This is a genomic window from Paraburkholderia sp. D1E (genome assembly GCF_052682275.1).
On record NZ_JBQYMB010000001.1, the window covers coordinates 995,807 to 1,019,960 of the forward strand.

Sequence of the window (24,154 nt, forward strand, 5' to 3'; positions counted from 1 at the left end):
GACGGATTGAATGACGATTGCCACAGACACGTTTCAACAATGGCTGGGTGGGCGCTCCCACCAACGCTCCACGATCCGGTGGGTTACGGGTCTGGAGCGCCGGCGGTGATCACCTTTCGTCGTAGCTGGAACAGTCGTTCGCCGGCGCGTTCTACATGACTCACTTTGACCGTACTCAGTCAGATGACGAGCGTCGCAGATCGACCTATTTCGGTCCTTGGCTTTTCTGCGAAACGGTTATTCAACGTTGGGGCGAATTTCGCCGTCTGGCTCGCTATGGCGAGCCAGAGCAGTCGCATTAACTTTTCCTGCAGTCGCGAAACTGTGGGACCGGTCAAAACCACAACTGCGTGCCACGCGATTGAAGCGCTTTGCCGCTCTGCGCTTATTTGCGCCGGGTTGTCATCTTTAACAACTGTTATTGGCCGGCGGCCGGCGATACTACGCTCGGGGTCGCCAGCGTGTTGTGACTCCCGGGAACGTTGGTGAGGGACGTTGAGCTATTGCTCGGGCTATTCGGCAGGCCCGAGTTCGGCGACATGGCGCCCATGCCGCTGTCCGAGTTGGTGACGCCAGGCGCGCCGTAGCCGCTCGTTGTAGTGGCCGGGGACACGGCGGCCGGCGACACGGTGCTCGGGGTCGCCAGCGTGTTGTTGCTCTGTGCATAAGCGCCGCCCGACAGCGTGAGTGCGGCGACGGCCGCAATTAATGTGCTGGTTGCCTTGTTCATGACCCGTTCCTCCTTGATTGGACTCTAATTTAGATACAAACGATATGCCCACAGTGCCCTCTATGTCCCAATCGGCTCAAGCCACGTGCGATAAGGCTTCTGAGGCCGGTATTGCACAGTATTGATGATTACAATGCGCCGACAGCGCGAAATCGGGTCCATAGCAGGTGATACAAAGTTTAGGAAAGCGGCCGCTGATAATTAAGCGCATTGTTCGCAAGGGTGAATTTCAATTTCCGGAATTACGCCTAATGGGTCCCGGTCCCCAAGCTCAGGCCGGCGTGGTTCGGCATTGCGCGTAGCACGCTACGTGACCCGCGAGGAAACTGATTGGGCTGTATGGATAGAGAACAGCCACGCATGTCATTGCTGGCGAGCACGTAGTTGAGGTGCGCGCGTAGTTAACGGTACGTCGTTGTAGACGACTGCAGCTTGGTCAGCGCGCCGCGTTTGAATCGGAACCAGCCTTGCGAGCTTTGCATCACGACTTCATCGCCTTGCCAGAAAACGCGCTTGACTGTCATGCGCTCACCCAAATGCTGGACAAGTGGCGGACGGCGGCGGAAGTCGTACAGCACCGGGCCGGAATCAGTCTGCACGAGCGTGCGCGTGACGGTGTCATTTGCGTTGTCGACGTCATCGAAATGCATGAGTGTGTTCGCGCCGAAGCGATCGAAAATTTCCTTGTCAAGCATCCCCACGAAATCGCGGTCAATGCGCACGAATTGCAGATTGCCCGAGGGGGTGACGAGCGGACCGGACGCGTTGCTTTGCGCATGAACGCAAGTCGCGAAAGAGGTGGCTGCGATCGCAGCGAGGAATAGTCGTCTCATGTTTCCTTTTAGATGCAGCGGCGTCTCCGACGACGGAGCACGACCTGTAATCGCTCCGTGGGAACATTGTCGTCAATTTTGGTCGGCATGTCGAAGGTCTGCAAATGACTCCCTTAGCGGGATGGTGAAGCGCGCGAAGGGACTGGCGAGATCAATACGCCTTGAAGCTTTCGGTGCGTGCCATCAATGCCAGTCCAATAACGGCAATACCCGCGAAGAGCGCTGGCAGCAGGAAAACATTGGGAAGACCCAGGAATGCGACCCCGAAACCGCCTGCAATGCCTCCTAACGCCGAGGCGAGAGCCGTCGAGCTCATGAAGATTGCCGACGCCGTTGCTACCGCGTTGGGAAGCAGGCGTTGAGCGACGATGATGCCCAGAACCATAAATATGCCCCAAACACCACCCATGAGGATCTGTCCGGCGAACATGCCTGCTGCGGACGGCCAGAGCACAAAGCAAAAATTGGCAAACACCCCCATGGCGGCTCCGATACACATCAACCAGACGTTGCCAAGCTTGCGGCCCAGCCCGATGCTGAAGGGCATGATGAGTAGCTCGATGAATGGCTGTATGCCGATGACCGCTCCCCGTACGGTCGGGCCCAGCTTGAGGTGTTCTTCCATGTAGATCAGCAGGAAGCCGTACTTCACAGGCTCCCCTGCGTAGACCAGGACGAAGAGTCCTGTGAACGTCAGCAATGGAAGCATGGCACGTAGGCTGGAGTGACGCGCGGGCTCACTCGCCGACTCCGGCTTGAGCCTGGCGGTCGGGTTCAGCGTTCCGAGAGGTGCGATCTGTAAAAGCATGCAGATGGCGGTCATCCAAAGCATGGGGCGCAGGCCATAGGCAGCCGCCACCCACGCGCCCAGGACAGGCCCGACGATCCATCCGCCGGTAAGCGCCATACGGATGATGGCAACGACACTTTCATTTGCGTCGCCGGGCTTGTCGCTGAGTTCATCGTGAACCGCCGCAAAAATTTGCGAGGCGGTAGCACCGGAAACGGCCAGCAAAGCGACGGAGATGATGAAGGGCATCCAGACCGAACTAGAAAGGGCCAACCCCGCCCAGCCCACAAAGCCCGCCGCTGCACACATGCGAAAAAGACCGAGGCGATTCCCTGTGCGATCGGAGTAGCGGCCGACGAAATACCCCGCGACTGGAGCCGCAAGGCTGGTCAGGTAATAAAATCCCGCCAACGGCAGCGAGGCGCCGAGTTCCCTCACCAGGAACAGAACGATCTGTGGTGCAGCCGCCGACGCGCCGAGACCCGACAGAAACATCGCAATCGTTGCGCCGAGAAAAAGCCTCGAAGCTGCAACTTGACGCAATGCAGATTGGCTACCGGTTCGGTCAGACATCGTGACAGATTGACTATCGCTTTGGTCAGACATTGTGAAACGCCCCCCCCGGTTGTGGTCCCGAACCTGTTCGGCAGCGACGGTCCGTCCGGCGCGCACGCTGCAGATTATCGCGATCGCTTCCCGATTGCTATGATCAGGTCGAACTGGTCACTTCCACATTGCCGAAACAACGGGCTGAGGCTTGAAGTTGCAAACGCTCGAGCAGTCCGCGTTCTCGTTAATAGCCGTCATCCGATCCGACGGTCGCGATGGCCGCAAATGGCTGAAGCCGGCAGTTCATTGTCGAACCGGGCCGGGTGAGTCCCGAGTTTGCTTCGGATTTCCGTAGTCGCCCCCTGAGCAGATCGTCGGGTATGGTGAGAGCGGCCCGTTGCAGCCTATCTGCAGCAGACGCAGCCATGCTCGGCTCGGGCGTCGGTCCTATAGACTTTTTAAATGGATCTAGCCGCATCGCTCAGCCATTTCTTTCAGTTAGATAATGCTCACGACCTCGTCAAGCATTGCGTTAAGCGCGCAGGCCGCTACTGAACGCAGTTTTTTCAGGGCGGCCCACAATATTCGCATTCCTGAAACGTCTTCAGACGCATGGAACCGCCACGCACCACGGACACGATGACCGATCGAGACAGCGACATCACCGCGACCGTGGTGCGTGAGCGCACGAAGCTCGTCAATTTTATCCGGCGTCGCATCCGCGATCCAAACGACGCCGAGGACATCCTGCAGGATGTTTTCCACGAATTCGTGCAGGCTTACCGCCTTCCCGCTCCGATTGAACAAGCGAGCGCGTGGCTGTTCCGTGCCGCACGCAACCGCATCATCGACCGTTTTCGCAAGAAGAAAGAGCAGCCGCTGCCGGAGCTGTCACAGGATGACGATGACGCCGACAGTGAGTATCGCCTCGATCTCGCCCTACCGGCACACGACGCAAGTCCCGAAGCCCTCTACGCTCGCACTGTACTGCTCAAGGCCTTGCAGGATGCGCTCGATGAATTACCGCCCAATCAGAGCGAAGTGTTTATTGCGCACGAGCTGGAGGGGCGGTCCTTCAAAGACATGGCGGCGGAAAGCGGTGTCACGCTCAATACGCTGCTCGCGCGCAAACGCTACGCGGTCTTGCATCTGCGTGTCCGACTGCAGGCCATTTATGACGAACTGGATATTTAGAGGACTCGACGGATGAATTATCGAATCAGATGTGCCGGTAAAGCACTGCTCGTGGTGGTCGGCATAGGCGTGCTCGGGTGCGCGGTCACGCTTCTATGGAATTGGGTGATTCCGGCGTTATTCGTTGGCGCCCGTACCATCGACTTCGCACATGCACTTGGCTTGCTGGTTCTGAGCCGCATCCTGTTTGGCGGATTCCGCGGACACGGTGGCTGGCGCGGTCGACGGCATTGGCGCAAATGGGATGCGATGACACCAGAAGAACGGGAACGATTCCAGGCGGCGAGAGGGTCACGTCCGACCCGGCCGGCGGAAGATTGAGCATGCGCGAGAATTGAAGACCGGCCACAACCGGAACAAGCCCGTCACTGCGCATGTCGCGCGGCGGTGTGCCCTGCACGGGCGATCAGTTACCTGGGAGAGCGTATGACATTACCTGCCACAATGCTTCTGCAGCGGCTTCACGAACAGAGCCAGACAGAAGTGATTGCCCGCGCACGGGCGCAGTTCCAGGGATCGAGCGAGGAGTTCCTGACTCTCGCAGAGGAATACGACACGCTCGCACCTCGACTACGCGGACGGTTTCTCGAAACGCTCGGATTATCCAGCGAAGATTTCGAATCCTCGCAAGGCACGCCTCTGTCGTTAGCCGTGTCAGCAGAGACGGGACGATTTTTGCGCAACATGGTGCTTTCGCACAAGCCGGCTCGAATTCTCGAACTCGGCAGCTCCTGCGGCGTGTCCACGCTGTATTTCGCCGAAGCCCTTCACACGTTGGGCAACGGCACGGTTGTCGCAACTGAACTCGACCCTGCAAAGTGCGCACAACTCCGGGCTCACGTCAGAACGGCGGGCGTAGACGCCTATGTCGACCTTCGGGAGGGTGATGTCTTCCAGACCGTTTCCGAATTAGACGGCGCTTTCGACATGGTATTTATCGACGTATGGGCCAACACGTATCTGAATCTGTTCAAGCAGATTGAGCGGCTGCTACGCCCGGGATCCATCGTTCTCGCCGACAACATGTACACCGCTGAGGACGCCGTTCGACCATACAAGCAGTACCTCGACGACAATCCGCGCTTTTCAAGCACGACACTGGACTTTGAATCGGGGATCGAATTTACAGTCGTCGTTTCCTAAGCTGATGTGCAGCGGACGCCAGTCGGAAGTCCTCGATTCCTGGGAATCGCAATCACCTGCCCCTCAATGCGATGAGACGAACCTTGACTCCGGAAAGGCTGGAGGCAGCGCGAAGCTCTCGCGAAGGCGTTTCGTCTCCGCGGCAGGCGTTCGGCCAAAGAGCCGCTTGAATTCCCGATTGAATTGAGAAGGGCTGGCATAGCCGACAGCATGACATGCCGCCTCGGCAGTCATGCTTTGGCGCACCATTAGCAAGCGAGCCTGATGCAATCGAGTGGATTTCACGTACTGCATCGGCGACGTACTCGTGATGGCCTTGAAGTGGCTGTGGAACGTAGGAACGCTCATCCCGGCCTGGTTTGCCAAGCTGGGAAGATCTAGCGGCTCTGCATAGGTCGCATGGATACGCTCCAGCGCTTTCCCAATCTTCCCGAATTGACCTTGCATCGCTAAAGCCGCACGCATTGTGTTGCCTTGTCCGCCGGTAAGAACACGGAAATACAATTCACGCACCAGTCCCGGACCAAGGATTGCGGCGTCAAGTGGCCGGTTCATTGCCTCCAGAAAGCGCAGTACAGACTCTCGCATCGGCGCATCCATTGGACTCGACATCATGGTCTGCGGCACGTCGCCTGACGATGACAAACCATGACGATCGATCTGAATCATGAGCTCGGCCGCTACCTGAAAGTCCAGATGCAGATACAGGGCCAGTAGCGGACGCTCGGGCGTCGCATCGGTCTCCATCGTGAAAGGGACCGGCACCGCAACAGCCAGATAGTGCTGCTCGTCATACACATAAACCTGGTCACCCAGATATCCCCGCTTTCTACCCTGGCAGACGATCACAATGCCGGGATCGTATAGCACCGGCGTGCGAGACAACGCCCGATCCGAGCGCAGGATTCGCACATCGTGCAACGCAGTCAGGTTGTAGCCTTCCTGCGGAGCCAGCGCAGTCAGCAAGGCCACCATCCGGCGCTGTTCACGTGCACTGGCAGAGGGAACACGTTGCTCGACGCGCTCTTTGCGGGCCGCTTTGTTCATAGAAATAGGCAATAAATACAGACAATCTGGTCTGATTTCCAGGGAATTTTCAGAATAACATGCAACTCTCCCAACCAGCGCAGGAGTGTTTGCAATGCTATCAACCAAAACCATGCTTATCACGGGCGTCAGTAGCGGCTTCGGACGCGCATTGGCCGAAGAAGCGCTCGCCGCAGGGCATCGGGTCGTCGGCACGGTACGAAGCGAGCAGGCAAAACAGCGCTTTGAATCGCTTGACTCTGCAAGCGCATTCGGTCGAGTCCTTGACGTTACTGATTTCGATTCAATCGAAGGTGTCGTCAACGGAATTGAAGCTAGCGTGGGACCACTGGATGTACTGGTGAACAACGCCGGTTACGGTCACGAGGGCGTCATGGAAGAGTCGCCGCTTGCTGAAATGCGTCGGCAATTCGACGTGAACGTGTTCGGTGCTGTTGCCGTCATGAAGAGTGTATTGCCGTATATGCGCGAACGGCGACGCGGACATATTCTCAACATCACATCGATGGGCGGCTTCACCACCATGCCGGGAATCGCCTACTACTGCGGCAGCAAATTCGCATTGGAGGGAATCTCCGAGGTCCTCGGTAAAGAAGTCAAGCCGTTCGGCATCCACGTGACCGCAGTGGCACCTGGGTCTTTTCGCACTGAGTGGGCCGGTCGTTCGATGGTTCGAACCCAGCGCTCGATCCCGGACTACGATTCTCTGTTCGACCCAATCAGAAAAGGGCGGGAAGAGAAAAGCGGCAGGCAACTCGGGGATCCTGTGAAAGCTGCACGTGCCATGTTGTCCGTTATCGAAAGCGACGAGCCGCCATCGCATCTTCTGCTAGGAAGCGATGCGCTCGGTTTGGTCCGGGAAAAGCTATCGTCGCTCAGTGCAGAATTTGACGCGTGGGAAGCTGTTACTAGATCGACGGACGGATGAGTACGCGTAGCGCCCGTATTTGGGAACGGTCTGAGGCCGCGCATTAGCAATGAACAGCGTCGGATGGCCGGTTGCGGATACGCCGCCGATGCCCGGCCGTCTTACCGACGACGTATTTGAATGACGGGTTGCGGCCGAACCAGGAAGTTCACCGTTGATCGAAACGCGGACTGACTGGTTATTGCCCAGTACCGCCATCCGTCTGCAATTTATGAAGTACCTGCATCGCCGTCTCTGCCGATTCGAGCGGAACAAAAATATGATCGTGGTACGCACCCGCCACCACGTTACAGCTGATGCCGGCATACCCCAATGCACTGGCGAATGCCGCGGTCAACCCCACCGCATCCAAGGCTGAATTCACGGTCAACGTAATCCAGGCACATTTGAACAATGCATTCAAACCGCTCCTCGCCGCGTCCGTCTCACTCGTAATGACCGACAACCCCTCAGGCTCCCGGATTGACGCAACGATGACGGACGGGTCAATGGCATGACCGTCCTTGACCGAAGCAAACACAAACACGCCCGGGTTAAGCACCGGCTTCAACGTTTTTAATAGAACAGACAGATCGGAAACCGGGTTCATTTAACCTCCTGCACAGCATCGCTCCATGTCACTCATGGCTTCGTTGAGTTTAGGGCTCGGCGTCTAAACCGTATAGGGGGAAGATTCGGATGACCGATTGTCGATGATTTAGCCGGTCCCGCTCAAACCGTTCCCAACTGCCTGGGTCCCGCCGATTCATGCCAGGCGGATCCATAACGATTTTGGGGTCTCGCTACCCAGAACGATTGTTTGTCACCGGGTAGGGACAGGTATGAAATACGGCCTGTGATAACCCATGCAACGGGAAAAACGTGGACACGGTGAAAATTCTCGACGAAGGGAAAGCGGTTTCGCTTACTTTTCGCGGCGGCAGGGAGCGGCGCTTCCACGCGATCTGGCTACGAGACAATGCGCGCGATGAATCGACCCGGGCACCGGGTAACGGCCAACGGCTGATCACGCTCGGAGAGATTTCGGCGGACGTTCGCATTGCCGCTGCCTCGGTGGACGAGCGAACGCTGCGCGTGACATTCCAGCCCGACGGCAGGGAGATCGTCTACGACATCCACTGGCTCGCCGAACATGCCTATGACGGCGTGAGTTCTCGCGCGCCAAGCTGGGTCTCGACGGAAATCGAAACATGGGACGCGGGTTTGGGCCAGCGCGTGCCGTGTGCGGATTTCTCGACAGTCAGCCGCACCGACGGTGCGCTTGGCGACTGGCTTTACGATATTCGGCGTTTCGGTTTCGCAAAGTTGACCGGAGGGCCCGTGAAAATCGGCGCGCTTCTCGAGGTTGTCGCCTTGTTCGGCTATGTCCGCGAAACCAACTACGGCAAGGTCTTCGAAGTGCGTACCGAAGTGAATAGGAATGTTGCCAAGTGCAAGTGCGATGCGCGAGGCCGGACTCGTCAAACGGGGCGCAGACCACCGCACTCACCAGCAGAAGAAGCAATGCACCGCCTCATTGATCTTTCCCACGAGTTGTCTTACGAGGCTCTCGAGTCGAGTTTTATCCCGACGGTGTCGATTTGATCAGCCTGTCATAGTCGACTGGCATGATGCATGGTCGCCTGTCCGGCGCGTACTGCGCCCAGGCCGGGCAAAAAAACCGCCTCCACGAATTTTGCCCGGATAGCCTATGTGCAGGCGGCACCGCGCGCTTGCATCGCAGATCCACTAGGACAACAAGGAATCGAGTACATGAGCTTCGTGCACTTTATTGGCGGGGAAAAAGGCGGGGTGGGAAAATCGCTCGTCGCCCGCGTTCTGGCGCAGTACTTCATCGACCGCAATTTGCCGTTTCTTGGCTTCGACACTGACCGCTCGCACGGAGCGCTGCTGCGCTACTACGCCGATTTCACCGCGCCAGCCACGCTCGACGACCACGACAGTCTCGACCCGGTTATCGAGCATGCTCTCGAACAGCCCGAACGCCGCATCCTTATCGACCTCGCAGCGCAGACCCAGCAATCGGTCTCGAAGTGGTTCGACGACTCTGACGTGCTCGGTATTGCGCAGGAAAACGGTATTGCACTCACGTGGTGGCAGGTCATGGACGCGGGCCGCGATTCGGTCGACCTGTTGCGGCAATGGCTCGATCAGTTCGGTGGCAAGTTGCCCCTCGTGATCGTGCTGAACGAAATCCGGGGCGAGCGCTTCGAATTGCTGGAAACATCAGGCCAACGTCAGCGTGCGGAAGCGCTTGGTGCGAAGGTCGTTTCGCTGCGCCATCTTCCCGACACGACGATGCAGAAAATCGACCAGAGAAATTCGAGCTTCTGGGCCGCGGCACATCATCCGGATCGCGCGAGCATCGGTCTTGGCATGCTTGAGCGCCAACGGGTCAAGGTCTGGCTTAGCCGCATTTATGAGGAGATCGACAAGGTCGCGCCCTAACCCTGACAGAAAGCATCACAGTCGCTCGTGAGTGGCCGCTTTCGCGCTGCCTCAAACTGGCGAAGCCGACCCGCTGTCGTCATGCTCACCGTGGCGTTGATGATGCCCGCTCTCAAAGTTGAGCTGCCAGGGCATAACTCAGGCGATGACCTTCTCCCCGGCAGCCTGCTCGCGCAGGCTACGGGCTTCGTCGCGCAGGAACTGCTGGTAATCGTCCAGATCGCCGTCGAAGGGCTCGACGCCACCCTTGGTGACGAGCCAGAACTCGTCACATACCGCGCGCAGCAGTGACCGGTCGTGACTGACCAGCAACACTGTGCCTTCGAATTCGTTGAGTGCCATGCCTAGCGCTTCGCGTGTGGCCAGGTCGAGGTGGTTGGTAGGCTCGTCGAGCAGCAGCAGGTTAGGACGCTGCCACACGATCATGCACAACACGAGCCGCGCCTTTTCGCCGCCGCTCATGGTGCCGACCGCCTGATGGACCATGTCGCCACTGAAGTTGAAGGTGCCGAGGAAGGTGCGAAGCGATTGTTCGGTGCCACTCTGGCCGGGGGCACGCATGTGCGCCGGCGTGTCCTTCGCAAGGCGGATCATGTGTTCCAACGGCGTGTCGAGAGGACGCAGCACGTCGAGTTCCTGCTGTGCGAAGTAGCCGATGTTCAGGCCTTTGCCTTCGCTGATTTCGCCGGCAATCGGCGCCAGCTCGTGCGCCACCGTCTTCACCAGCGTGGACTTGCCCTGGCCGTTGGCACCGAGAATGCCGATGCGCTGCCCGGCCAGCACGGATCGGCTGATGCCCCGCACGATGACCGTGGGCGGCGTGCCCGGCGGTGCGTCGGTCGGTGCCGGGTAGCCGAAGCTAGCGTCCAGCATCGACAACAGCGGGTTCGGGACGTTAAGCGGCTCCTTGAACTCGAAGGTGAACTCTGCGTCGGCAAGCACGGGTGCGATCTTCTCCATGCGTTCGAGCGCCTTGACCCGGCTCTGCGCCTGCTTCGCCTTCGAGGCCGTGGCCTTGAAACGGTCAATGAATTTCTGCAGGTGGGCGATCTTGTCCGCCTGCTTGGCCATCGAGGCCTGCTGCAACAGCATCTGCTCAGCGCGCATGTCTTCGAACTTGCTGTAGTTGCCGCCATAACGCACGAGCTTGGCGTTGTCGACGTGCACCGTCACCTGCGTCACCGCGTCGAGGAATTCGCGATCGTGGCTGATCACGACCAGGGTTCCTTGATAGCGCTTGAGCCAGGCTTCCAGCCAGACCAGCGCGTCGAGGTCAAGGTGATTGGTCGGCTCGTCGAGCAACAGCAGGTCGGACGGGCACATGAGCGCGCGCGCCAGCTGCAGTCGCATGCGCCAGCCGCCGGAGAAGCTGTTGACTGGCTGGCTAAGCTGCGCAGCACTGAAGCCAAGGCCCTGGATCAGCGCTTGGGCACGCGCGGGGGCATCATGTGCACCAGCGTCGTGCAGGGCCATGTAGGCGTGCGCCATGCGCATGCCATCGTCGCTGGCCTCAGCGGCGGCTACTTCGGCCTGCGCGGCCAGCAGTATGGTGTCGCCCTCGATGACGAAGTCGGTCGCACTCTGCTCGGTCTCCGGCATCTCCTGCGCAACCTGGCCCATCTTCCATGCAGCGGGAATCGAGAACTCGCCGCCGTCTTCGTGCAGCGTGCCGTTGAGAAGGCCGAAGAAGGACGACTTGCCGGCGCCATTGCGGCCGACGAGACCAATCTTTTCGCCGGGGGTGAAGGTGACGGACGCGCTGTCGAGTACGACATTGACGCCACGGCGCAGCGTGACATTACGGACGGAAATCATAAGGAGCTACTTCGAAGAGGACAGGCATGATAGCCGACCGGACGTGCAAGGCTGTCTCTTTTCTGGCCGCACGAGTAAAGAGCCACCTGCGCTTTGCGGCGCCCACCGGCCACAAAGCAAGGCGGGCTCTGGCACACCGGGCGTTCCGGCGCGGGGCCAGCGAACATACGGTGAATGACAGCTATTGGCCGATTTTGCCTGTCAGCGATCGGCAGCATCCGACCCTTTACGGACCTTCGGCTTTCTCCGATGCGGCCGTTCAAGATGCCAGCCAACTGCGCTGGTAGGATGAAGTTCTTGCTCAACACTCCTATCGCAGTTTATCGGCCAATGAAATTCGAGATTGAGGGAAAGGTCGGCATTTCAGCGCCCAGGCTGGCTCAGATCAGCCGTGCAATAAAGGCATTGCGCAGCTATGGGCCGTCTTCGTACGCCTCTCTGACTAGTGAGAGCGGGAGTTACGTTCAGGTTGCAGGGGGCGGCGTCACTTGCATGGTCGAACACTTTGATGCGGGCACGAGGACGCGTTCAAGAGCCTTCCACGACAAGCCCAATCCAGTGTTCCCGGACGGGACCATATTGGCGTTTAGGGCGGGAAACATTCCGATGCGTTGCGACGAATGGTTCATGTCGATGCAGGTCGTCGACATATTTTCCGCGTTTCTGAATAACGCTTCATTCCCGGCTTATGTTCACTGGCGGCCCGCGCCGGGCTTCTAAGCTGCGTGCGCCCGGGCCATCGAAAAAGCATCCGGACAACTTTGACCATAACCGATGCCTGTGAGTCGGCGATCTGGGCGATCTCGTAGGACGGCTCAAGTTGGCCGAACCCGGAAGAACGCGGTCAGTCCGAACATCACAGGCGTCGCTCGGATGCAGAGCTTCCGCAACCCTGAAGAGACATTCAGCAGTCCCGGTTGTGGTCATTCATGCGCCGACCTAGTTGCCGACCGGATCTCGCTGAATGAGACTCAAGTCGAGTCGTCAGTCGATGCGCGCATCCAGGAATCGCGCGATACCGAAAAGGCGCGGGTAGTGTCCGATGAGCCGGATTCGCCGTTCAATGTTTCAGCTGCTTCGATAGGATGCAATCCAAGTTTGAGCAGCGTCCTGATGCTACGTTGATTCCAAGCTGCAGCGCCTGCCCAGACCTCCTGTATCGCCATGACGGTGAATGCATATCGGACAGTAGCCGTAGCCGCTTCCACGGCCAAGCCTCCGCCCCAATACGCAGGATTCAACCAAAACGCCAGATTCCAACTTGCCGACTTATCTCTCTGAACGAGCGATACTTGGCCGATGCAACGCTCGCCTGTCCGAAGGTCAATCGAAAACACGCAAGCTCTCCCGTCTAACGACATCGCGAGGATCGAATCCAACCAAGCTTTCAGCTTGCCTTGCCGTTGTAAATTGGCCAGTGGAAGTTCGGGAGGGAACTCCGGCGCTCCAATCCCAGCAACCAATGCGTTGTAATCGCTGGCAGTGGCGGGTCGAAGAAAGCAACGGTCGGTGGAAACGATAGCGGTGGCTAGTTCCATTCTTGTCCTCGCACAAATTTGACCAGCAGCGACACGATTGATAGACAGCGCGCGCCGTCTATTCCCATCGCGCTAGCCCCTCGCCGCGGACCTGGATCTTCCATTGTCGCCAATCCAGGTGCTCGTGTCGAATGTCGCTTCATGGCCGAACCCAGTCGGATGATGACCGTCTCGGGTCGACCCTGAAGGGACCGTCGATTTTCGCGATACCAACCATGTTTCAGGGGACTGGACCGTGTTCGTGCTCTGCTTCTTGAGCTTTCATGGCTCGCGCGATCAATAGGAAGTCCACTTGACTGATCCGAAGGCCCTCTCCGCCATCGCTGACCATTTTTCCTAAGTTCGGAGGACTAAATACGCCGCGGTATAGCCTCTGCGAAAAAATCGGTGACTTGTCGCACACGCGCCGGTACAAACGTATCCGTCAGCACAACCCGTTAGGGCAGTTTTCGCGGCTAAATGTCGACGATCTTTCGCAATAGAGAGTACGAAACGCGCCAGTGGCCATCGGTGTCATTGACGGCGACCGATGCGGTCTTGGCATTCAGCCTCACGACGACTCCGACGCGCTCGCTTAGGTGCTTGTCAGTGAAGCTAACTGTGTCACCGATGAAGAACTCTTCACGCTGCGTTCTCGGCGGCGGTGTCGGTTCAACCTGAGGCTGAACAGTCGAAGTTTCCGGGATGATCGCCGCATAGAGCACGCCCCAACGGCGTCGAGTTGTGCTGTCCTGAACCACTGCCTGTGTCTGGCGGAGTTCGACTATGGTGCCTTGCGCCGGCGGTCCAAGCGGGTTATCGCCGATGTAGTTAACGGCCATCCCCAGGTGCAGGCGTTGACGTATTTCGAGAATACGTCGGGGATCATCGAGCATTTTGCCGATAGCAAGATAGAGGCGATAAAGCTCGGCACTAGGCGCCTGCCGAAGCGAGTCGAGAATGTCCATGGTGTAGAGGTGTTTTAACGGGCGAGCGGCAAGAGCTCGTGCACGCGATTGACGGGATACGACGGCAGTTTCTCAAGTGTTCGTTCGAGCCACGCATAGGGTTCGATACCGTTAAGGCGAGCGGTCCCAAGGAGTGAATACATTGTTGCCGCCGCACGCGCACCTCGTGGAGACCCCGCGAACAGCCAGTTCGACCTTCCGAGGGCAATCGGTCTGATTTGGCGCTCAAGCGCATTGTTGTCTGGCAACAGGACGCCGTTCTCTGTATATCGGACAAGCGCCTCCCAATGTCGCAACGCATAACCGAAGGCCTTGCCGAGCGGGGCTTGCGCGGGCAAACCGATGCTGTTTGCCTCTAGCCATTGACGAAACTGTGCCAACACCGGCAACGTCTGCGCTTGCCGTGCTGCAAGTTTGATGTCCGGGGTTTGGTCTTTGACACGTGATTCAATCGCATATAGCTTGGCGATCCACTGCAGTGCCTGCGCCGCGAGGCCGGGGTCTTTCTGAGCCTTGGCAATTTCGAAGAACCGTCGACGGCAATGAGCCCAGCATCCGACCTCAATAATGTCACCTCGCGCGTAAAGCGCGCCATGACCGCTGTACGCGTCGGCTTGCAGATAGCCTTTGTATTTATTCAGGTACAGCAGCGGATGCGCGCCCGCGCGTGACTCAGCGAACTCGAACACGACCGCTGGCGGGTGGTCGACCCAGACGCCGTTCTCGTTGCGCTGGCCCGCGCCCAGATAACCCCATAATCGTGCTGTGCGCGTTGATGGGTGCCCTCGCTCAAGCAGAGGTAGCGTCGTGTCATCCACGTGCATGCGCGGCGCCTTCAACTGGTGAGCGCGCAAACCAGGCAGCAGTACCGAGAGCAGCTCAGCAGATGCCAGCTTCCATTCGCACAACGTAGCGCGTGGCAAGTACACACCACGGCGCGCGTAGCGCATTTCCTGTCGATTCAACGGCAGATGATCGACATAGGTATTGACCAGGACATTGGCGAGCAGGCTCGCGCTCGCATTGCTCTTTGGCAGCGGCGACGGCTGAGCGCTTGCGGTCACGATGGTCGATTCGCCATCCTTCTTCGCCACGTATTTGAAGCGGATGTGCTCAATGACGGTGAGCCTGGACGGCTCGTAATGCAGCGTCTCGCTGCGCTCTTCGCCGATCCGTTCAAGCGTATCGAACGCCATCTTCTGTTCGTCGCTCAGATCGTATTCGATGCGTGTGCGCGGCAGGTCCTTCGGTAGCGCCGGACGCCCTTTACGGGTGTGACTCCCTACGGGAATGGCGTCGACCGCCGGCGGTGCCGGGATATCGGTTGCGGCGTCGAACAGCTCGGCTTGGCCCGCCAGGCGCTCGGAGCTCACGCCAAAGCGCGCACGGTTCAACTGCGCGATCTGATACTGAAGGATTTCCAACTGCTCCCACAACACCCGTGCGAGCCGGTTCTGTTCAAGCGCGAATGCTTGCAGCGCATCGGGCTCGACGGGAAGATCCGCGACAGTGACGGCGTTGGGTGGCATGTGCTCCATGATGCCTAACTCAAGCCACGTTTACAAGCTCGGGGCCGCGCTGGAGCACCTCATGCCACGCGCGTCACTGCCACGGTGCGGTGTGGCTCTCGCGCCGGGATCTCGATGCCTTCGAGCCATGCGTTGAGTTCCGCGAGCGTGAAGCCGCGCTGAGCGAGTAATGAGGGTGACGGGAAACGGCCTCTTTCGAGACGCTTATACCAAAGCGCGAAACCGGTCCGGTCCCAATAAAGAATCTTCACTTTGGAGCGGTCTCGCGCCACGAAAACGAACAGGTTGCCCGATGCAGGCTTCTGAGCAAGTAGCGGCTCGACGAGATAAGACAGCCCATCGATCGCCTTGCGCATGTCGACCGGGTCGCGACAAATGTAAGCGCGAACGTCCGAGGTAATCAGCACCGACCACCTCCGAGCTGCCCGAGCACATATCGCACGATGCGCTCGGCGTGAACGCCGCTCAGTTCGATACGAACGCCAGCGAGCGAGAGCGTCACCCCGTCACGCGACGGCGATACATCCGCCGCCGGCGTTGCAACAAGCGGCCTTGAGGAAGCCAGTTCACCATCCAGATTGGAACCGATGAATGCGGCATCCGCAGTAACCGCGAGTGGCTGTTTAATCTCTCTGACCGGGCTTGAGAGCTTCTTGCGCCACAGGCTGAAGGTGCTTACCGCCAGATCCTGTTCTCGGCAAAACCGCCGAGCGCCGACACCGCTCGCTTTCCAGGTGGTGACCATTTCGCCCCAGAACGCTTCCCCTTGCCGTGGGCGACGCGTACCCATCGCCGTTGCAGCCTTAATGTTCTCGTCTTCCATCGCATTGCCCTCGTTCTCACGAAAGCATCACCTTCACATTCGGGAAGTCGCGATTCAAGACGGGATCCGCTGACGCTTACGTACAAACCGGCGTCTTGGCCAGATGAGGCTTATGTCTCTGGCGTCGCCCATAAATTCGTCGAGAACGGTGATGACGTCCGGATGTCGGAGATCATCGGCAAGAGAGATCTTCGCAAACAGGCCGATTCCCACACCGGCTAGAACACCAGCCCGGATCGTTTCGATACTGTTGGACGTGAGATTTCCGCGCACGGACACGCTAAATCGACCTTCTGGCCCTACAAAAGGCCAATGCGTTGACTCCGTCAAGCCGCGATATAAAAGGCAATTGTGATCAACGAGCTCGACAGGAGTCTTTGGCATTCCGCGTTGCTCGAAGTAGCGACGGGATCCGACGCAGACGAGAGGAGTACTGGCCACGCGCCTGACGATCGCGTCAGGATCGTTCACGGGCCCCACTCGGATCGCCAGATCAATCCCATCTTCCACCATATCTCGCACGAAGTCCGAGAGAATGAGATCCACCTGAAGGCCAGGATTGAGTGATAGCAGGTCGGGAATAAGCGGCAAAATATGAAGACGGCCAAAAGTACCTGATGCAGCAATCCTGATCAAACCCGAGACATTATGCGTACTGCTGGTCAGCTCGCTGTCGGCGTCATCCATCTCGTCAAGCAGCGGTTTTGCCCGATCGTAGTATCTCTGCCCCTGATCCGTCAGGGTCACGCGGCGCGTACTTCGGTTAAATAACACCACGCCGAGGCGCCTCTCGAGCGCGCCGATAGCCTTACTGATTGCCGACTGTGAATCGCCGGTTCGATGCGCGGCAGCTGTAAAACCGCCGGCTTCAACCACAGCTATGAAGGCGTTTAATTCGTGGAATCGATCCACTTCCATTTGTCGAGGCCATTCTGAAGTGTCGTAGTGGCAGCAAAGTAGAAGTGTCGTAGTTGTGCCTTTGTTATCTCTTTGACGAGGTTTTGAGTACAGAATCCTGGAGGCTGACCGTCGTTCTGCCAATCGCGGTGTTCAGATCATCAACCGTGATCTCCCGCTGCTTTTTTGTCCCAGCCTTGCGTTCCTTCAGCTTAGGCGCCTGCCCCTGATTGGTCCGTGACGGCGAGCCTGACGCGCGCCGGTTATCGCGATCGGCCTGAACGAGCTGCGCGACCTGCAGCACGTGACCCAGCCGCTTGTGGTCGACGACCGCGCCCTGATCGATCTCCGAGAGCCGGTCATAAGGCGTGCAGGGAAGGGCGAGGCCGTCGGCACGGATCTCGATGCGGCCGTCCGGATACTCGTACACATCGATGTAGCGTCCGACCAGCCTGCGGTTGGCGTCCGTGTCTTCAAGCAGGTAGATCACCCGGTCGTACTGCAGCGTCAGCGAGCGCGTGACGCGCCGCGGTTCACGCCACGTCAGGATGGTGTCGAGATTCTCATCTGCACGCAGCGGCCGGTGAGCGTTGAAAGCGCTGCGCGGTACCTTGCCAAAGCGCGTGTTGTAGTCGGCGATGAAGTGGGGTGCGTAAGCGTTGGCCGCTTCCCGCGTGTCGATCTGGCGTAACCGTAGTTCCTTCACGAGGCGGTCCTGCAGTGTCAGGTTCGCGCGTTCAACACGGCCCTTCGCCTGGCTTGAATTTGCGCACAACCCGTCAATGTTCAGCTCGAACATCGCCCGGCCAAAGTGCGTCACGCCTTTGCCCCCCGTGGTCGCCGTCTGCGTCGAGCGGAATACGCTCGCCTTGTCGCTGTAGAACGCGACCGGCTTGCCGTGCAGTTCCAGATACGCCCGTGTCGCCTCGAAGTAGCTGAAGGTCGATTCGGTCGCCGTGAAGTGCAGCGCCATGATCCGGCTGGTTGCGTCGTCCACATAGACCAGCAGCGTGCACGCCGGCGCCCGCTCCTCGAACCAGCGATGATCGCTGCCATCGATCTGGATCAGCTCGCCCAGGCACGATCGCCGCGCCCGTGGCTGGTAGATCTTCGGCGGCCGCTGCCGGCGTGGAATCCACAGCCCGGCCCCCGTCATCAGGTGACGCACCGTTTCCTTCGACAGCACCAGCCCATGACATTCGCGCAGCTTCTCGCACGCCAGCGTTGGCCCAAAATCCGCATAACTGTCCCGGATCAGATTCAACGCCCGTTCAGCGACACCGTCCAGCAACTGGTAGTTGCTCGGGTGCCCACGATGCCGCGACAGCAGCCCCGACGCGCCCTGGCTGCGATAGCGCAGCGTCAGCCGCTCAACCTGGCGCCGGCTCAGATGAAGCCGTTCTGCAGCCTGCCACGTCATCAGCAGGCCATCGACCAGCGACTGGATCGTCCTGAGCCGGTCAACCTCGCACATCGTCATGGTGATTGTCCCGGATGTCGTCATGCGAGCCTCCCATTCAAATGGTCAGCCAGCATGACATGCGACGTTTCAACTTTGCCCAGGTACGACATTACAGCTTTGCCGTAACACCATTCCCCTTGGGAATTAATATTATGGAAAATTTAGCTATTATCATTGGTTCTGACATCACTCACAATGCAGCTCTCTCCACAGCTGAAGGAATGGTGTCATGAATATTGATCTCACTGGCCGCAAGGCCGTCGTTACTGGGTCTACAGCAGGTATCGGCCGAGCCATTGCAGAAGGGCTGGGGCGCGCAGGCGCCGAGGTCGTGATCAACGGCCGCACAGAGAAGCGCGTCTCCACGGCGCTTCGGGAGCTTCGCGAGCTCTTGCCAAAGACGGAGTTTACCGGCGTCATCGCAGATCTTGCGACCCCGGAAGGCGCGGCGGAGTTGTTCGCGCAGGCGCCGGATGCGGACATTCTCGTCAACAATGTGGGTACTGGGCGTCCGAAGTCCTTCTTCGAAATTGAGGACAGCGAGTGGATCGATCTCTTCGAACTTAACGTCATGAGCGGCATTCGCGCCTCCCGCCACTATGTGCCGAACATGACGAAGCGCGGCTGGGGGCGCGTCGTCTTCATCAGCAGTGAGTCCGCGCTTGCCATCCCCAAGGACATGATCGACTACGCCACGACCAAGACCGCTCAGCTCGCCATTGCGAGGGGCTTGGCCGAGGTGGTCGGCGGAACGGGCGTCACCGTTAATTCGGTTCTCCCTGGTCCGACGAATTCGGAGATCATGGGTGGTTGGGCGCAGGCGAACGCAGATGCGCAAGGCATTACGCGTGAGGAAGCCGAGCAGCAGTTCCTGAAAACGAATCGCCCGACCACGCTCCTCAATCGCTTCGCGACAACCGAAGAAGTCGCAAACCTGGTCGTCTATGTCTGCTCGGAGCAGGCGTCGGCGACAACAGGCACTTCATTGCGTGTCGACGGCGGTGTCGTTCGGACAATTGCATAGGGCGCCCGCATGTTCACTCGCTCAACGCGGCCTCGGGAAGGGCCAAACCATCGGTTCCTTCCCGGAGTAGACGATTGCCCAAGTTGAATGTGCCTGCAATCGTACGAGTATTTCCACTCAAAAATAGCCGCCCAGAGTTGCCTTAATCGCGCCGACCGGTTGGTCCATGGTGACACGATTGCCGACGATCCTCGGCTTGGGTCGATGGTCCGCTCCTGGCCGTCAGCCGGATGGTGATCGGCTCAGTTCGACCCGATGCAGCCCCTGACGAGTGGCTGCATCGGAGCAGTCAATTTTAGGGCACTCTCGATCAATGTTTATCCACCACCCCTCATTCCAGATACGGCGTCAGCACAACTTCGATCCATTTCATGAATGCGCGGACTCGGCGCGACAGATTGCTCCGATGTGCTACGACGAGGGACACCGCGAGCGCCCGGCGACGAGAATCGGGCATAACCTCCACAAGCGCTCCATTCTCCAGGTATCGGCCAATCCCCAAGAGTGGCGCCTGAATCAGGCCGAGGCCGGCGAGGGCAGCGGCTTCGTAGGTCTGCGCGTTGTTGACGTGTAGCGTACCCGGCAACTGAAGCGTCGCGTAGCTGTCGCCGTCCGGATATTCCCATCCATAAGGTCTTGAGCCGAGCATCGTCGAAAAATGAATTGCCCGATGTTCCTGACGCTGGAGATCTCCTATCGATCGAGGTACGCCATAGCGCGCCAGATAGACGGGACTGGCAGCGTTGACCATGCGCAACAGGCCCAGTGGGCGGGCAATCAGCGTCTCGTCCCGTATGGGTCCAAGCCGCAACACGCAGTCGAACCCCTCTTGAACCAGATCGACTTGCCGATCCGTACTCGACAGCTCCAGCTCCAACTCGGGATGAGTCGCCATGAACTCCGGCAAGGCTGGCATGACCGTGGTGCGCGCCACCTCGGACGGAAGATCCACCCGTAGACGCCCGCGAAGTGCCACGTGCTCGCCTGCGAACATCGAGTGCAGGTCATCGACTTCAGCAAGCAGATCGCGGGCGCGCGCATGAAACGCACGTCCGTCCTCTGTCAACTGCACGCTCCGCGTCGTCCGGTGCAGGAGTCTGACACCGACATCTTCTTCCAGCTTCCGGATAGCCGTTGAGACCCTGCCCTTTTGGATGCCCAAGCTGTCGGCCGCGCGGGTGAAGCTCCCCATTTCCGCGACCGTTACGAATATGAGGAGGGGTTCGAGATTCTGCATTTTCGCGCCTCGGTATTGTTACCCGCAGAGAGAACAGTTAATTCACTTTATCGGCGTTTATCATATCTTAGAAACACAATAAGCTTCGAAATTGAGACCCACATCGGAGAACAACACGTGACTGAAACTATGACCTTGCATCGCGCCCTGTGGGTCGGCCGGGTAATGAGCGCGTTTGTCGTTATCGCTCTGGTGGCAGACGGGATTATTCAGCTTTTCGTGCCAGCACAGATCGCGAGCATGTTGCAGGAAACCGGGTTCGCGATGGACGTTACCCGCGTCGTGGGTCCGATCGTCCTTGCCTGCGCCATCCTTTACGCCATCCCGGCTACCGCCGTCCTCGGCGCGATCCTGGTGACGGGCTATTTGGGAGGTGCCATCTGCGCCCATGTCCGCATTGGTGAGTTGGGATCGCCGCCAGAAATCATTTCGCTGGTTCTGGGCGCGTTGACATGGGGCGGCCTCTACGCGCGCAACTCCCGTATCCGAGCCATTCTGCCGCACATTCGTTAAGCCAACCGGGGCAGTCCTCTGCCCTCAATATCCGGAGAAAGCATATGTTTTTAGTAACGGGAATCACGGGAAAAGTAGGCGGCGCAACGGCAGAACATCTGTTGGCGCACGGCAAGAAAGTACGCGCGCTGGTCCGCAATCGCGAGAAGGCGGCTCACTGGGCGAACCAGGGCGTGGAACTGGTAGACGGCGATTGGAATGATTCCGCAGCCATCAAGCACGCGCTCAAAGGCGTCGAAGGCGCGTTCGTCATGTTGTCGGCTGTCTGGGCGCCCTCGCCCGATTTCAAAGAAGCCAGGGGCGTGATTGCAAACTATGTCGAGGCGCTCACCAGGGCATCGCCGCCGCGAGTGGTTGCGCTTTCGTCGATGGGGGCGAACAGAACCAGCGGGCTGGGGATGATCACGGCGCTGTCGCTTCTGGAGCAAGGATTTCGCGACCTGACATTGCCGATCGCTTATGTGCGCGCCGGCGGATTTTTCGAAAACTTCCTCTACGGCTTGCATGTTGCCCAAGGTGGCACGCTCCCCGTCTACTACAACCCGACCGATCGGAAATCGACCATGGTCGCGACCAACGACATCGGCGCCGAAGTCGCGGCGCTTCTGACCGGGCCGGCATGGTCGGGGCATCGCGCCATCGAGCTCGGTTCGATGGTCAGTGCGGATGAAGTAGCGACACAATTGGGAGAGGTCCTGAAGGTCGACGTCAACGCTTTTGCTGTACCGCGGGCCGGGTGGCCGGCAGCGTTCGAGCAGCTCGGCGTTCCGAAGGGCCAGACGGGACCGGCCGAAGCGATGTATGACGCCGTCAACTCAGGATGGATGGACCTCGGCGTCGAGGGTACGGAACACGTCCCGGGCGCGACGTCTGCCCGCGATGTCTTCGCGGCGGCCTTGAAGGCCGCTACAGAATAGGTCAGCGGATTAGCGATGGGATACGACTCGGGAAATCTACTCCGGATATTCGTACCCCATCGTGATTCTGGCAGAGCAACCAAAAGAGCCCATTTCCATATGAAATGCGGCGTTCATACCAACAACTATCGAGATCGACTATGAAGGTTCTTGTTTTGGGAGCAACGGGCGGAACCGGACGGCTGATCGTCCACGACGCCTTGGAGAAGGGTCATTCCGTAGTCGCGTTAGTTCGCTCGAAGGCGCGCGCGCCCGACTTCCCAGGCGCAAACCTCATTGAGGGGGATGCCTGCGACGAAGGCGCCCTGATGCGCGCCTTGAAAGGCTGCGATGCCGTCGTCAGCTCGCTGGGCACGGGCGTTAGCCCTTTCAGCGAAGTCAGCGTTCTGACCGAAGCGACACGCGCGTTGCTCCCGGCGATGAGTCGCAGCGGCGTCCGCCGCCTGGTCTGCATCTCCGCCCTGGGGGTGGGAGATAGCCGCGGCCACGGCGGCTTCGTGTTCGACCGGCTGTTCCAGCCCTTGCTGCTTCGCCATGCCTACAAAGACAAGGGGCGCCAGGAAGCCGCGATTCGCACCAGCTCACTCGATTGGGTCTTAGTCCGGCCCGCGATGCTCACCAACGACCCAGCTCGCGGAAGCGTCAGGGCCATCGTTGACCTCGCCGACGTCTACGGCGGCAAGGTCGCACGCGCGGATGTCGCTCAGTTCGTGGTGGAGCAATTGGCGAAGGATACGTGGTTGAAACAGACACCCGTACTCCTATGGTGAGGACGGGTCTCGTGGATCACGTTCTTCAACCACCTAGTAGTCAGGCATACAAGAGGTCACGAACGAACAGATTAGAAGGCAAGATTGCGCTCATCTCGGGAGGCACAACCGGGATGGGGGCGGCGATCGCGAAACGATTCCAGACAGAAGGGGCCACGGTGATCGCCACGGGCGCCAACCCGGAAACACTGGAGAAGGCCAAGAAGGAACCATGGGCCTCGAAGGCCACTTCATTTTTATGTTCACCGAAACGAAAAAAAATATTCCATCCGCGCAATTCGGCGGCAAGATCCGCGCGCTGAGACAGCGGCTAAAGCTCACTCTTGACTGTACGGCAAGGGCTGCAGGGATTTCGAAACCTTTCCTGTCACAGATAGAGCGCGGCTTGGCCATGCCCTCGATTGCCTCGTTGAAAGGCATTGCCGACGCGCTTGGTGTTGCCGTGCAATACTTTGTTGACGCTCCAAGCGAACAGAAATTTGTGTGTCGGGGTGAGGAACTGAGTTTCTTCGAGTTCGCGGATACCGCAAACTCGTTCGCCAGACTTACGCATAAGTCTGGAGGCCGGCGGCTTGAGGCCGTCCTTGTGAGATTCCCGCCCTATCAGAGCGGACCTGCCGATATGCCAACCAGCGCAGAAGAAGAGTTTCTTTACGTCACTTCGGGTGAAATTTCGTTGACTCTTGAGGGCAAGACATTTGTGCTCAAAACAGGGGACAGTGCGCATTACCAATCGACGCTGCCCCAAGGATGGTTGAATAACCGATCCACGGAGGCGTTTGCGATCTGGGTCGGGACGCCGAACCTACTTTAAATGTTGAAACAGAGTAATCGCAAGCCACCAATTTAGTGCGATCGCCTGGGAGCCAACGATTCCGTGACCTTGAATCGCAACGCTGCGCAACCCGATCGAAGAATAATCGCCGTTCGCTAAGCTACACTCAGCGCGCATAATGATTAGGGTGCGTTCGCGGTCCGCGTCCAATAGGCAACTTGCGTGTTTTCCAGCAAAGTTGCGGA

27 protein-coding genes are annotated in these 24,154 nt (G+C 58.8%); 13 read left to right on the top strand and 14 right to left on the bottom strand.

Going from position 1 to position 24,154, the window contains the following annotated elements; genetic code table 11:
* Positions 1 to 418 precede the first annotated feature (418 nt).
* The 3 genes from ACUN0E_RS04680 to ACUN0E_RS04690 form a co-directional block, all read right to left on the bottom strand.
* Entirely contained in the window at positions 419 to 730 is a 312-nt protein-coding gene (locus ACUN0E_RS04680) for a hypothetical protein (protein WP_408224564.1), read from the bottom strand.
* 401 nt (positions 731 to 1,131) lie between these two features.
* Entirely contained in the window at positions 1,132 to 1,563 is a 432-nt protein-coding gene (locus ACUN0E_RS04685; protein ID WP_445565801.1) for a hypothetical protein, read from the bottom strand.
* 151 nt (positions 1,564 to 1,714) lie between these two features.
* Complete coding sequence (locus tag ACUN0E_RS04690) at positions 1,715 to 2,959, bottom strand: MFS transporter (RefSeq protein ID WP_445565802.1); 1,245 nt, start codon at positions 2,957 to 2,959, stop codon at positions 1,715 to 1,717.
* A 555-nt stretch (positions 2,960 to 3,514) separates the two neighbouring features.
* Here ACUN0E_RS04690 and ACUN0E_RS04695 point away from each other — a divergent pair.
* The 3 genes from ACUN0E_RS04695 (at position 3,515) to ACUN0E_RS04705 (ending at position 5,239) form a co-directional block, all read left to right on the top strand.
* Positions 3,515 to 4,096 (top strand): RNA polymerase sigma factor, encoded by a 582-nt coding sequence (locus tag ACUN0E_RS04695; protein WP_445565803.1) that lies wholly within the window; start codon positions 3,515 to 3,517, stop codon positions 4,094 to 4,096.
* A 12-nt stretch (positions 4,097 to 4,108) separates the two neighbouring features.
* Positions 4,109 to 4,417 (top strand): hypothetical protein, encoded by a 309-nt coding sequence (locus tag ACUN0E_RS04700; RefSeq protein WP_408224576.1) that lies wholly within the window; start codon positions 4,109 to 4,111, stop codon positions 4,415 to 4,417.
* 105 nt (positions 4,418 to 4,522) lie between these two features.
* Positions 4,523 to 5,239 (top strand): O-methyltransferase, encoded by a 717-nt coding sequence (locus ACUN0E_RS04705; protein ID WP_408224578.1) that lies wholly within the window; start codon positions 4,523 to 4,525, stop codon positions 5,237 to 5,239.
* Positions 5,240 to 5,302: 63 nt separating this feature from the next.
* Here the strand turns inward: ACUN0E_RS04705 and ACUN0E_RS04710 are convergent, their stop codons facing one another.
* Positions 5,303 to 6,286, bottom strand: coding sequence for an AraC family transcriptional regulator (locus ACUN0E_RS04710; RefSeq protein WP_408224658.1), 984 nt, complete (start codon positions 6,284 to 6,286; stop codon positions 5,303 to 5,305).
* A 94-nt stretch (positions 6,287 to 6,380) separates the two neighbouring features.
* Here ACUN0E_RS04710 and ACUN0E_RS04715 point away from each other — a divergent pair, with 94 nt between their 5' ends.
* Positions 6,381 to 7,214, top strand: coding sequence for an oxidoreductase (locus tag ACUN0E_RS04715; protein WP_445565804.1), 834 nt, complete (start codon positions 6,381 to 6,383; stop codon positions 7,212 to 7,214).
* A gap of 178 nt (positions 7,215 to 7,392) precedes the next feature.
* Here ACUN0E_RS04715 and ACUN0E_RS04720 read toward each other — a convergent pair whose 3' ends face one another.
* Positions 7,393 to 7,803: an ACT domain-containing protein gene (locus ACUN0E_RS04720; RefSeq protein ID WP_408224584.1), complete on the bottom strand. Its 411-nt coding sequence runs from the start codon at positions 7,801 to 7,803 to the stop codon at positions 7,393 to 7,395.
* 281 nt (positions 7,804 to 8,084) lie between these two features.
* Between ACUN0E_RS04720 and ACUN0E_RS04725 the strand changes: the two genes are divergently transcribed.
* Positions 8,085 to 8,798, top strand: coding sequence for a gamma-butyrobetaine hydroxylase-like domain-containing protein (locus ACUN0E_RS04725; protein WP_445565805.1), 714 nt, complete (start codon positions 8,085 to 8,087; stop codon positions 8,796 to 8,798).
* Between the two features lie 168 nt (positions 8,799 to 8,966).
* Complete coding sequence (locus ACUN0E_RS04730) at positions 8,967 to 9,662, top strand: nucleotide-binding protein (protein ID WP_445565806.1); 696 nt, start codon at positions 8,967 to 8,969, stop codon at positions 9,660 to 9,662.
* A gap of 138 nt (positions 9,663 to 9,800) precedes the next feature.
* Here ACUN0E_RS04730 and ACUN0E_RS04735 read toward each other — a convergent pair whose 3' ends face one another.
* Positions 9,801 to 11,477, bottom strand: a complete 1,677-nt coding sequence (locus ACUN0E_RS04735; protein ID WP_408224602.1) for an ABC-F family ATP-binding cassette domain-containing protein — start codon at positions 11,475 to 11,477, stop codon at positions 9,801 to 9,803.
* Between the two features lie 297 nt (positions 11,478 to 11,774).
* Here ACUN0E_RS04735 and ACUN0E_RS04740 point away from each other — a divergent pair, with 297 nt between their 5' ends.
* Positions 11,775 to 12,197 carry a hypothetical protein gene (locus ACUN0E_RS04740; RefSeq protein ID WP_445565807.1) on the top strand — a complete coding sequence of 141 codons (423 nt, stop codon included), beginning with the start codon at positions 11,775 to 11,777 and terminating at the stop codon, positions 12,195 to 12,197.
* Between the two features lie 251 nt (positions 12,198 to 12,448).
* On the opposite strand, the gene ACUN0E_RS04745 is transcribed toward ACUN0E_RS04740, so the two are convergent.
* From ACUN0E_RS04745 to ACUN0E_RS04775, 7 genes are all read right to left on the bottom strand, one after another.
* A complete protein-coding gene (locus ACUN0E_RS04745) occupies positions 12,449 to 13,015 on the bottom strand; it encodes a GNAT family N-acetyltransferase (protein ID WP_120305763.1) in 567 nt (188 codons plus the stop codon).
* Positions 13,016 to 13,470: 455 nt separating this feature from the next.
* Complete coding sequence (locus ACUN0E_RS04750; protein WP_445565376.1) at positions 13,471 to 13,962, bottom strand: hypothetical protein; 492 nt, start codon at positions 13,960 to 13,962, stop codon at positions 13,471 to 13,473.
* A 14-nt stretch (positions 13,963 to 13,976) separates the two neighbouring features.
* The gene (tnpC, locus tag ACUN0E_RS04755) at positions 13,977 to 15,491 is read right to left on the bottom strand and encodes an IS66 family transposase (RefSeq protein WP_445565377.1); all 1,515 of its coding nucleotides are present in this window, start codon (positions 15,489 to 15,491) and stop codon (positions 13,977 to 13,979) included.
* A 59-nt stretch (positions 15,492 to 15,550) separates the two neighbouring features.
* The gene (gene tnpB / locus ACUN0E_RS04760; RefSeq protein WP_445565378.1) at positions 15,551 to 15,898 is read right to left on the bottom strand and encodes an IS66 family insertion sequence element accessory protein TnpB; all 348 of its coding nucleotides are present in this window, start codon (positions 15,896 to 15,898) and stop codon (positions 15,551 to 15,553) included.
* Positions 15,892 to 16,314 carry an IS66 family insertion sequence element accessory protein TnpA gene (gene tnpA, locus ACUN0E_RS04765; protein WP_445565381.1) on the bottom strand — a complete coding sequence of 141 codons (423 nt, stop codon included), beginning with the start codon at positions 16,312 to 16,314 and terminating at the stop codon, positions 15,892 to 15,894. Before tnpA ends, tnpB begins: the two co-directional genes overlap by 7 nt.
* A gap of 54 nt (positions 16,315 to 16,368) precedes the next feature.
* Complete coding sequence (locus ACUN0E_RS04770) at positions 16,369 to 17,226, bottom strand: LysR family transcriptional regulator (RefSeq protein WP_445570381.1); 858 nt, start codon at positions 17,224 to 17,226, stop codon at positions 16,369 to 16,371.
* Positions 17,227 to 17,296: 70 nt separating this feature from the next.
* On the bottom strand, positions 17,297 to 18,715 hold the full coding sequence (locus ACUN0E_RS04775) for an ISNCY family transposase (protein ID WP_445565808.1): 1,419 nt from the start codon (positions 18,713 to 18,715) through the stop codon (positions 17,297 to 17,299).
* 187 nt (positions 18,716 to 18,902) lie between these two features.
* On the opposite strand from ACUN0E_RS04775, the gene ACUN0E_RS04780 reads away from it, so the two are divergent.
* Positions 18,903 to 19,697 (top strand): SDR family NAD(P)-dependent oxidoreductase, encoded by a 795-nt coding sequence (locus ACUN0E_RS04780; RefSeq protein ID WP_445565809.1) that lies wholly within the window; start codon positions 18,903 to 18,905, stop codon positions 19,695 to 19,697.
* A gap of 331 nt (positions 19,698 to 20,028) precedes the next feature.
* Here the strand turns inward: ACUN0E_RS04780 and ACUN0E_RS04785 are convergent, their stop codons facing one another.
* Complete coding sequence (locus tag ACUN0E_RS04785) at positions 20,029 to 20,934, bottom strand: LysR family transcriptional regulator (RefSeq protein WP_445565810.1); 906 nt, start codon at positions 20,932 to 20,934, stop codon at positions 20,029 to 20,031.
* Positions 20,935 to 21,051: 117 nt separating this feature from the next.
* On the opposite strand from ACUN0E_RS04785, the gene ACUN0E_RS04790 reads away from it, so the two are divergent.
* The 5 genes from ACUN0E_RS04790 to ACUN0E_RS04810 all read left to right on the top strand — a co-directional run bounded on the left by ACUN0E_RS04790 (position 21,052) and on the right by ACUN0E_RS04810 (position 23,948).
* Positions 21,052 to 21,447 carry a DoxX family protein gene (locus ACUN0E_RS04790; protein ID WP_445565811.1) on the top strand — a complete coding sequence of 132 codons (396 nt, stop codon included), beginning with the start codon at positions 21,052 to 21,054 and terminating at the stop codon, positions 21,445 to 21,447.
* A gap of 44 nt (positions 21,448 to 21,491) precedes the next feature.
* Positions 21,492 to 22,364, top strand: a complete 873-nt coding sequence (locus ACUN0E_RS04795) for an NmrA family NAD(P)-binding protein (protein ID WP_445565812.1) — start codon at positions 21,492 to 21,494, stop codon at positions 22,362 to 22,364.
* 140 nt (positions 22,365 to 22,504) lie between these two features.
* Positions 22,505 to 23,134 carry an NAD(P)-dependent oxidoreductase gene (locus ACUN0E_RS04800; protein WP_097395506.1) on the top strand — a complete coding sequence of 210 codons (630 nt, stop codon included), beginning with the start codon at positions 22,505 to 22,507 and terminating at the stop codon, positions 23,132 to 23,134.
* 113 nt (positions 23,135 to 23,247) lie between these two features.
* The gene (locus ACUN0E_RS04805; protein WP_445570382.1) at positions 23,248 to 23,436 is read left to right on the top strand and encodes a hypothetical protein; all 189 of its coding nucleotides are present in this window, start codon (positions 23,248 to 23,250) and stop codon (positions 23,434 to 23,436) included.
* Complete coding sequence (locus tag ACUN0E_RS04810) at positions 23,373 to 23,948, top strand: helix-turn-helix domain-containing protein (RefSeq protein ID WP_445570383.1); 576 nt, start codon at positions 23,373 to 23,375, stop codon at positions 23,946 to 23,948. The genes ACUN0E_RS04805 and ACUN0E_RS04810 overlap by 64 nt, the downstream gene beginning before the upstream one ends.
* The last annotated feature ends 206 nt before the right edge of the window (positions 23,949 to 24,154 follow it).

Coding starts and splice junctions, on each gene's coding strand:
- ACUN0E_RS04680 (WP_408224564.1), bottom strand. CDS start 730: ATGAACAAGGCAACCAGCACATTAATTGCGGCCGTCGCCGCACTCACG.
- ACUN0E_RS04685 (WP_445565801.1), bottom strand. CDS start 1,563: ATGAGACGACTATTCCTCGCTGCGATCGCAGCCACCTCTTTCGCGACT.
- ACUN0E_RS04690 (WP_445565802.1), bottom strand. CDS start 2,959: ATGTCTGACCAAAGCGATAGTCAATCTGTCACGATGTCTGACCGAACC.
- ACUN0E_RS04695 (WP_445565803.1), top strand. CDS start 3,515: ATGGAACCGCCACGCACCACGGACACGATGACCGATCGAGACAGCGAC.
- ACUN0E_RS04700 (WP_408224576.1), top strand. CDS start 4,109: ATGAATTATCGAATCAGATGTGCCGGTAAAGCACTGCTCGTGGTGGTC.
- ACUN0E_RS04705 (WP_408224578.1), top strand. CDS start 4,523: ATGACATTACCTGCCACAATGCTTCTGCAGCGGCTTCACGAACAGAGC.
- ACUN0E_RS04710 (WP_408224658.1), bottom strand. CDS start 6,286: ATGAACAAAGCGGCCCGCAAAGAGCGCGTCGAGCAACGTGTTCCCTCT.
- ACUN0E_RS04715 (WP_445565804.1), top strand. CDS start 6,381: ATGCTATCAACCAAAACCATGCTTATCACGGGCGTCAGTAGCGGCTTC.
- ACUN0E_RS04720 (WP_408224584.1), bottom strand. CDS start 7,803: ATGAACCCGGTTTCCGATCTGTCTGTTCTATTAAAAACGTTGAAGCCG.
- ACUN0E_RS04730 (WP_445565806.1), top strand. CDS start 8,967: ATGAGCTTCGTGCACTTTATTGGCGGGGAAAAAGGCGGGGTGGGAAAA.
- ACUN0E_RS04735 (WP_408224602.1), bottom strand. CDS start 11,477: ATGATTTCCGTCCGTAATGTCACGCTGCGCCGTGGCGTCAATGTCGTA.
- ACUN0E_RS04745 (WP_120305763.1), bottom strand. CDS start 13,015: ATGGAACTAGCCACCGCTATCGTTTCCACCGACCGTTGCTTTCTTCGA.
- ACUN0E_RS04750 (WP_445565376.1), bottom strand. CDS start 13,962: ATGGACATTCTCGACTCGCTTCGGCAGGCGCCTAGTGCCGAGCTTTAT.
- tnpC (WP_445565377.1), bottom strand. CDS start 15,491: ATGCCACCCAACGCCGTCACTGTCGCGGATCTTCCCGTCGAGCCCGAT.
- tnpA (WP_445565381.1), bottom strand. CDS start 16,314: ATGGAAGACGAGAACATTAAGGCTGCAACGGCGATGGGTACGCGTCGC.
- ACUN0E_RS04775 (WP_445565808.1), bottom strand. CDS start 18,715: ATGACGACATCCGGGACAATCACCATGACGATGTGCGAGGTTGACCGG.
- ACUN0E_RS04780 (WP_445565809.1), top strand. CDS start 18,903: ATGAATATTGATCTCACTGGCCGCAAGGCCGTCGTTACTGGGTCTACA.
- ACUN0E_RS04785 (WP_445565810.1), bottom strand. CDS start 20,934: ATGCAGAATCTCGAACCCCTCCTCATATTCGTAACGGTCGCGGAAATG.
- ACUN0E_RS04795 (WP_445565812.1), top strand. CDS start 21,492: ATGTTTTTAGTAACGGGAATCACGGGAAAAGTAGGCGGCGCAACGGCA.
- ACUN0E_RS04800 (WP_097395506.1), top strand. CDS start 22,505: ATGAAGGTTCTTGTTTTGGGAGCAACGGGCGGAACCGGACGGCTGATC.
- ACUN0E_RS04805 (WP_445570382.1), top strand. CDS start 23,248: ATGGGGGCGGCGATCGCGAAACGATTCCAGACAGAAGGGGCCACGGTG.
- ACUN0E_RS04810 (WP_445570383.1), top strand. CDS start 23,373: ATGTTCACCGAAACGAAAAAAAATATTCCATCCGCGCAATTCGGCGGC.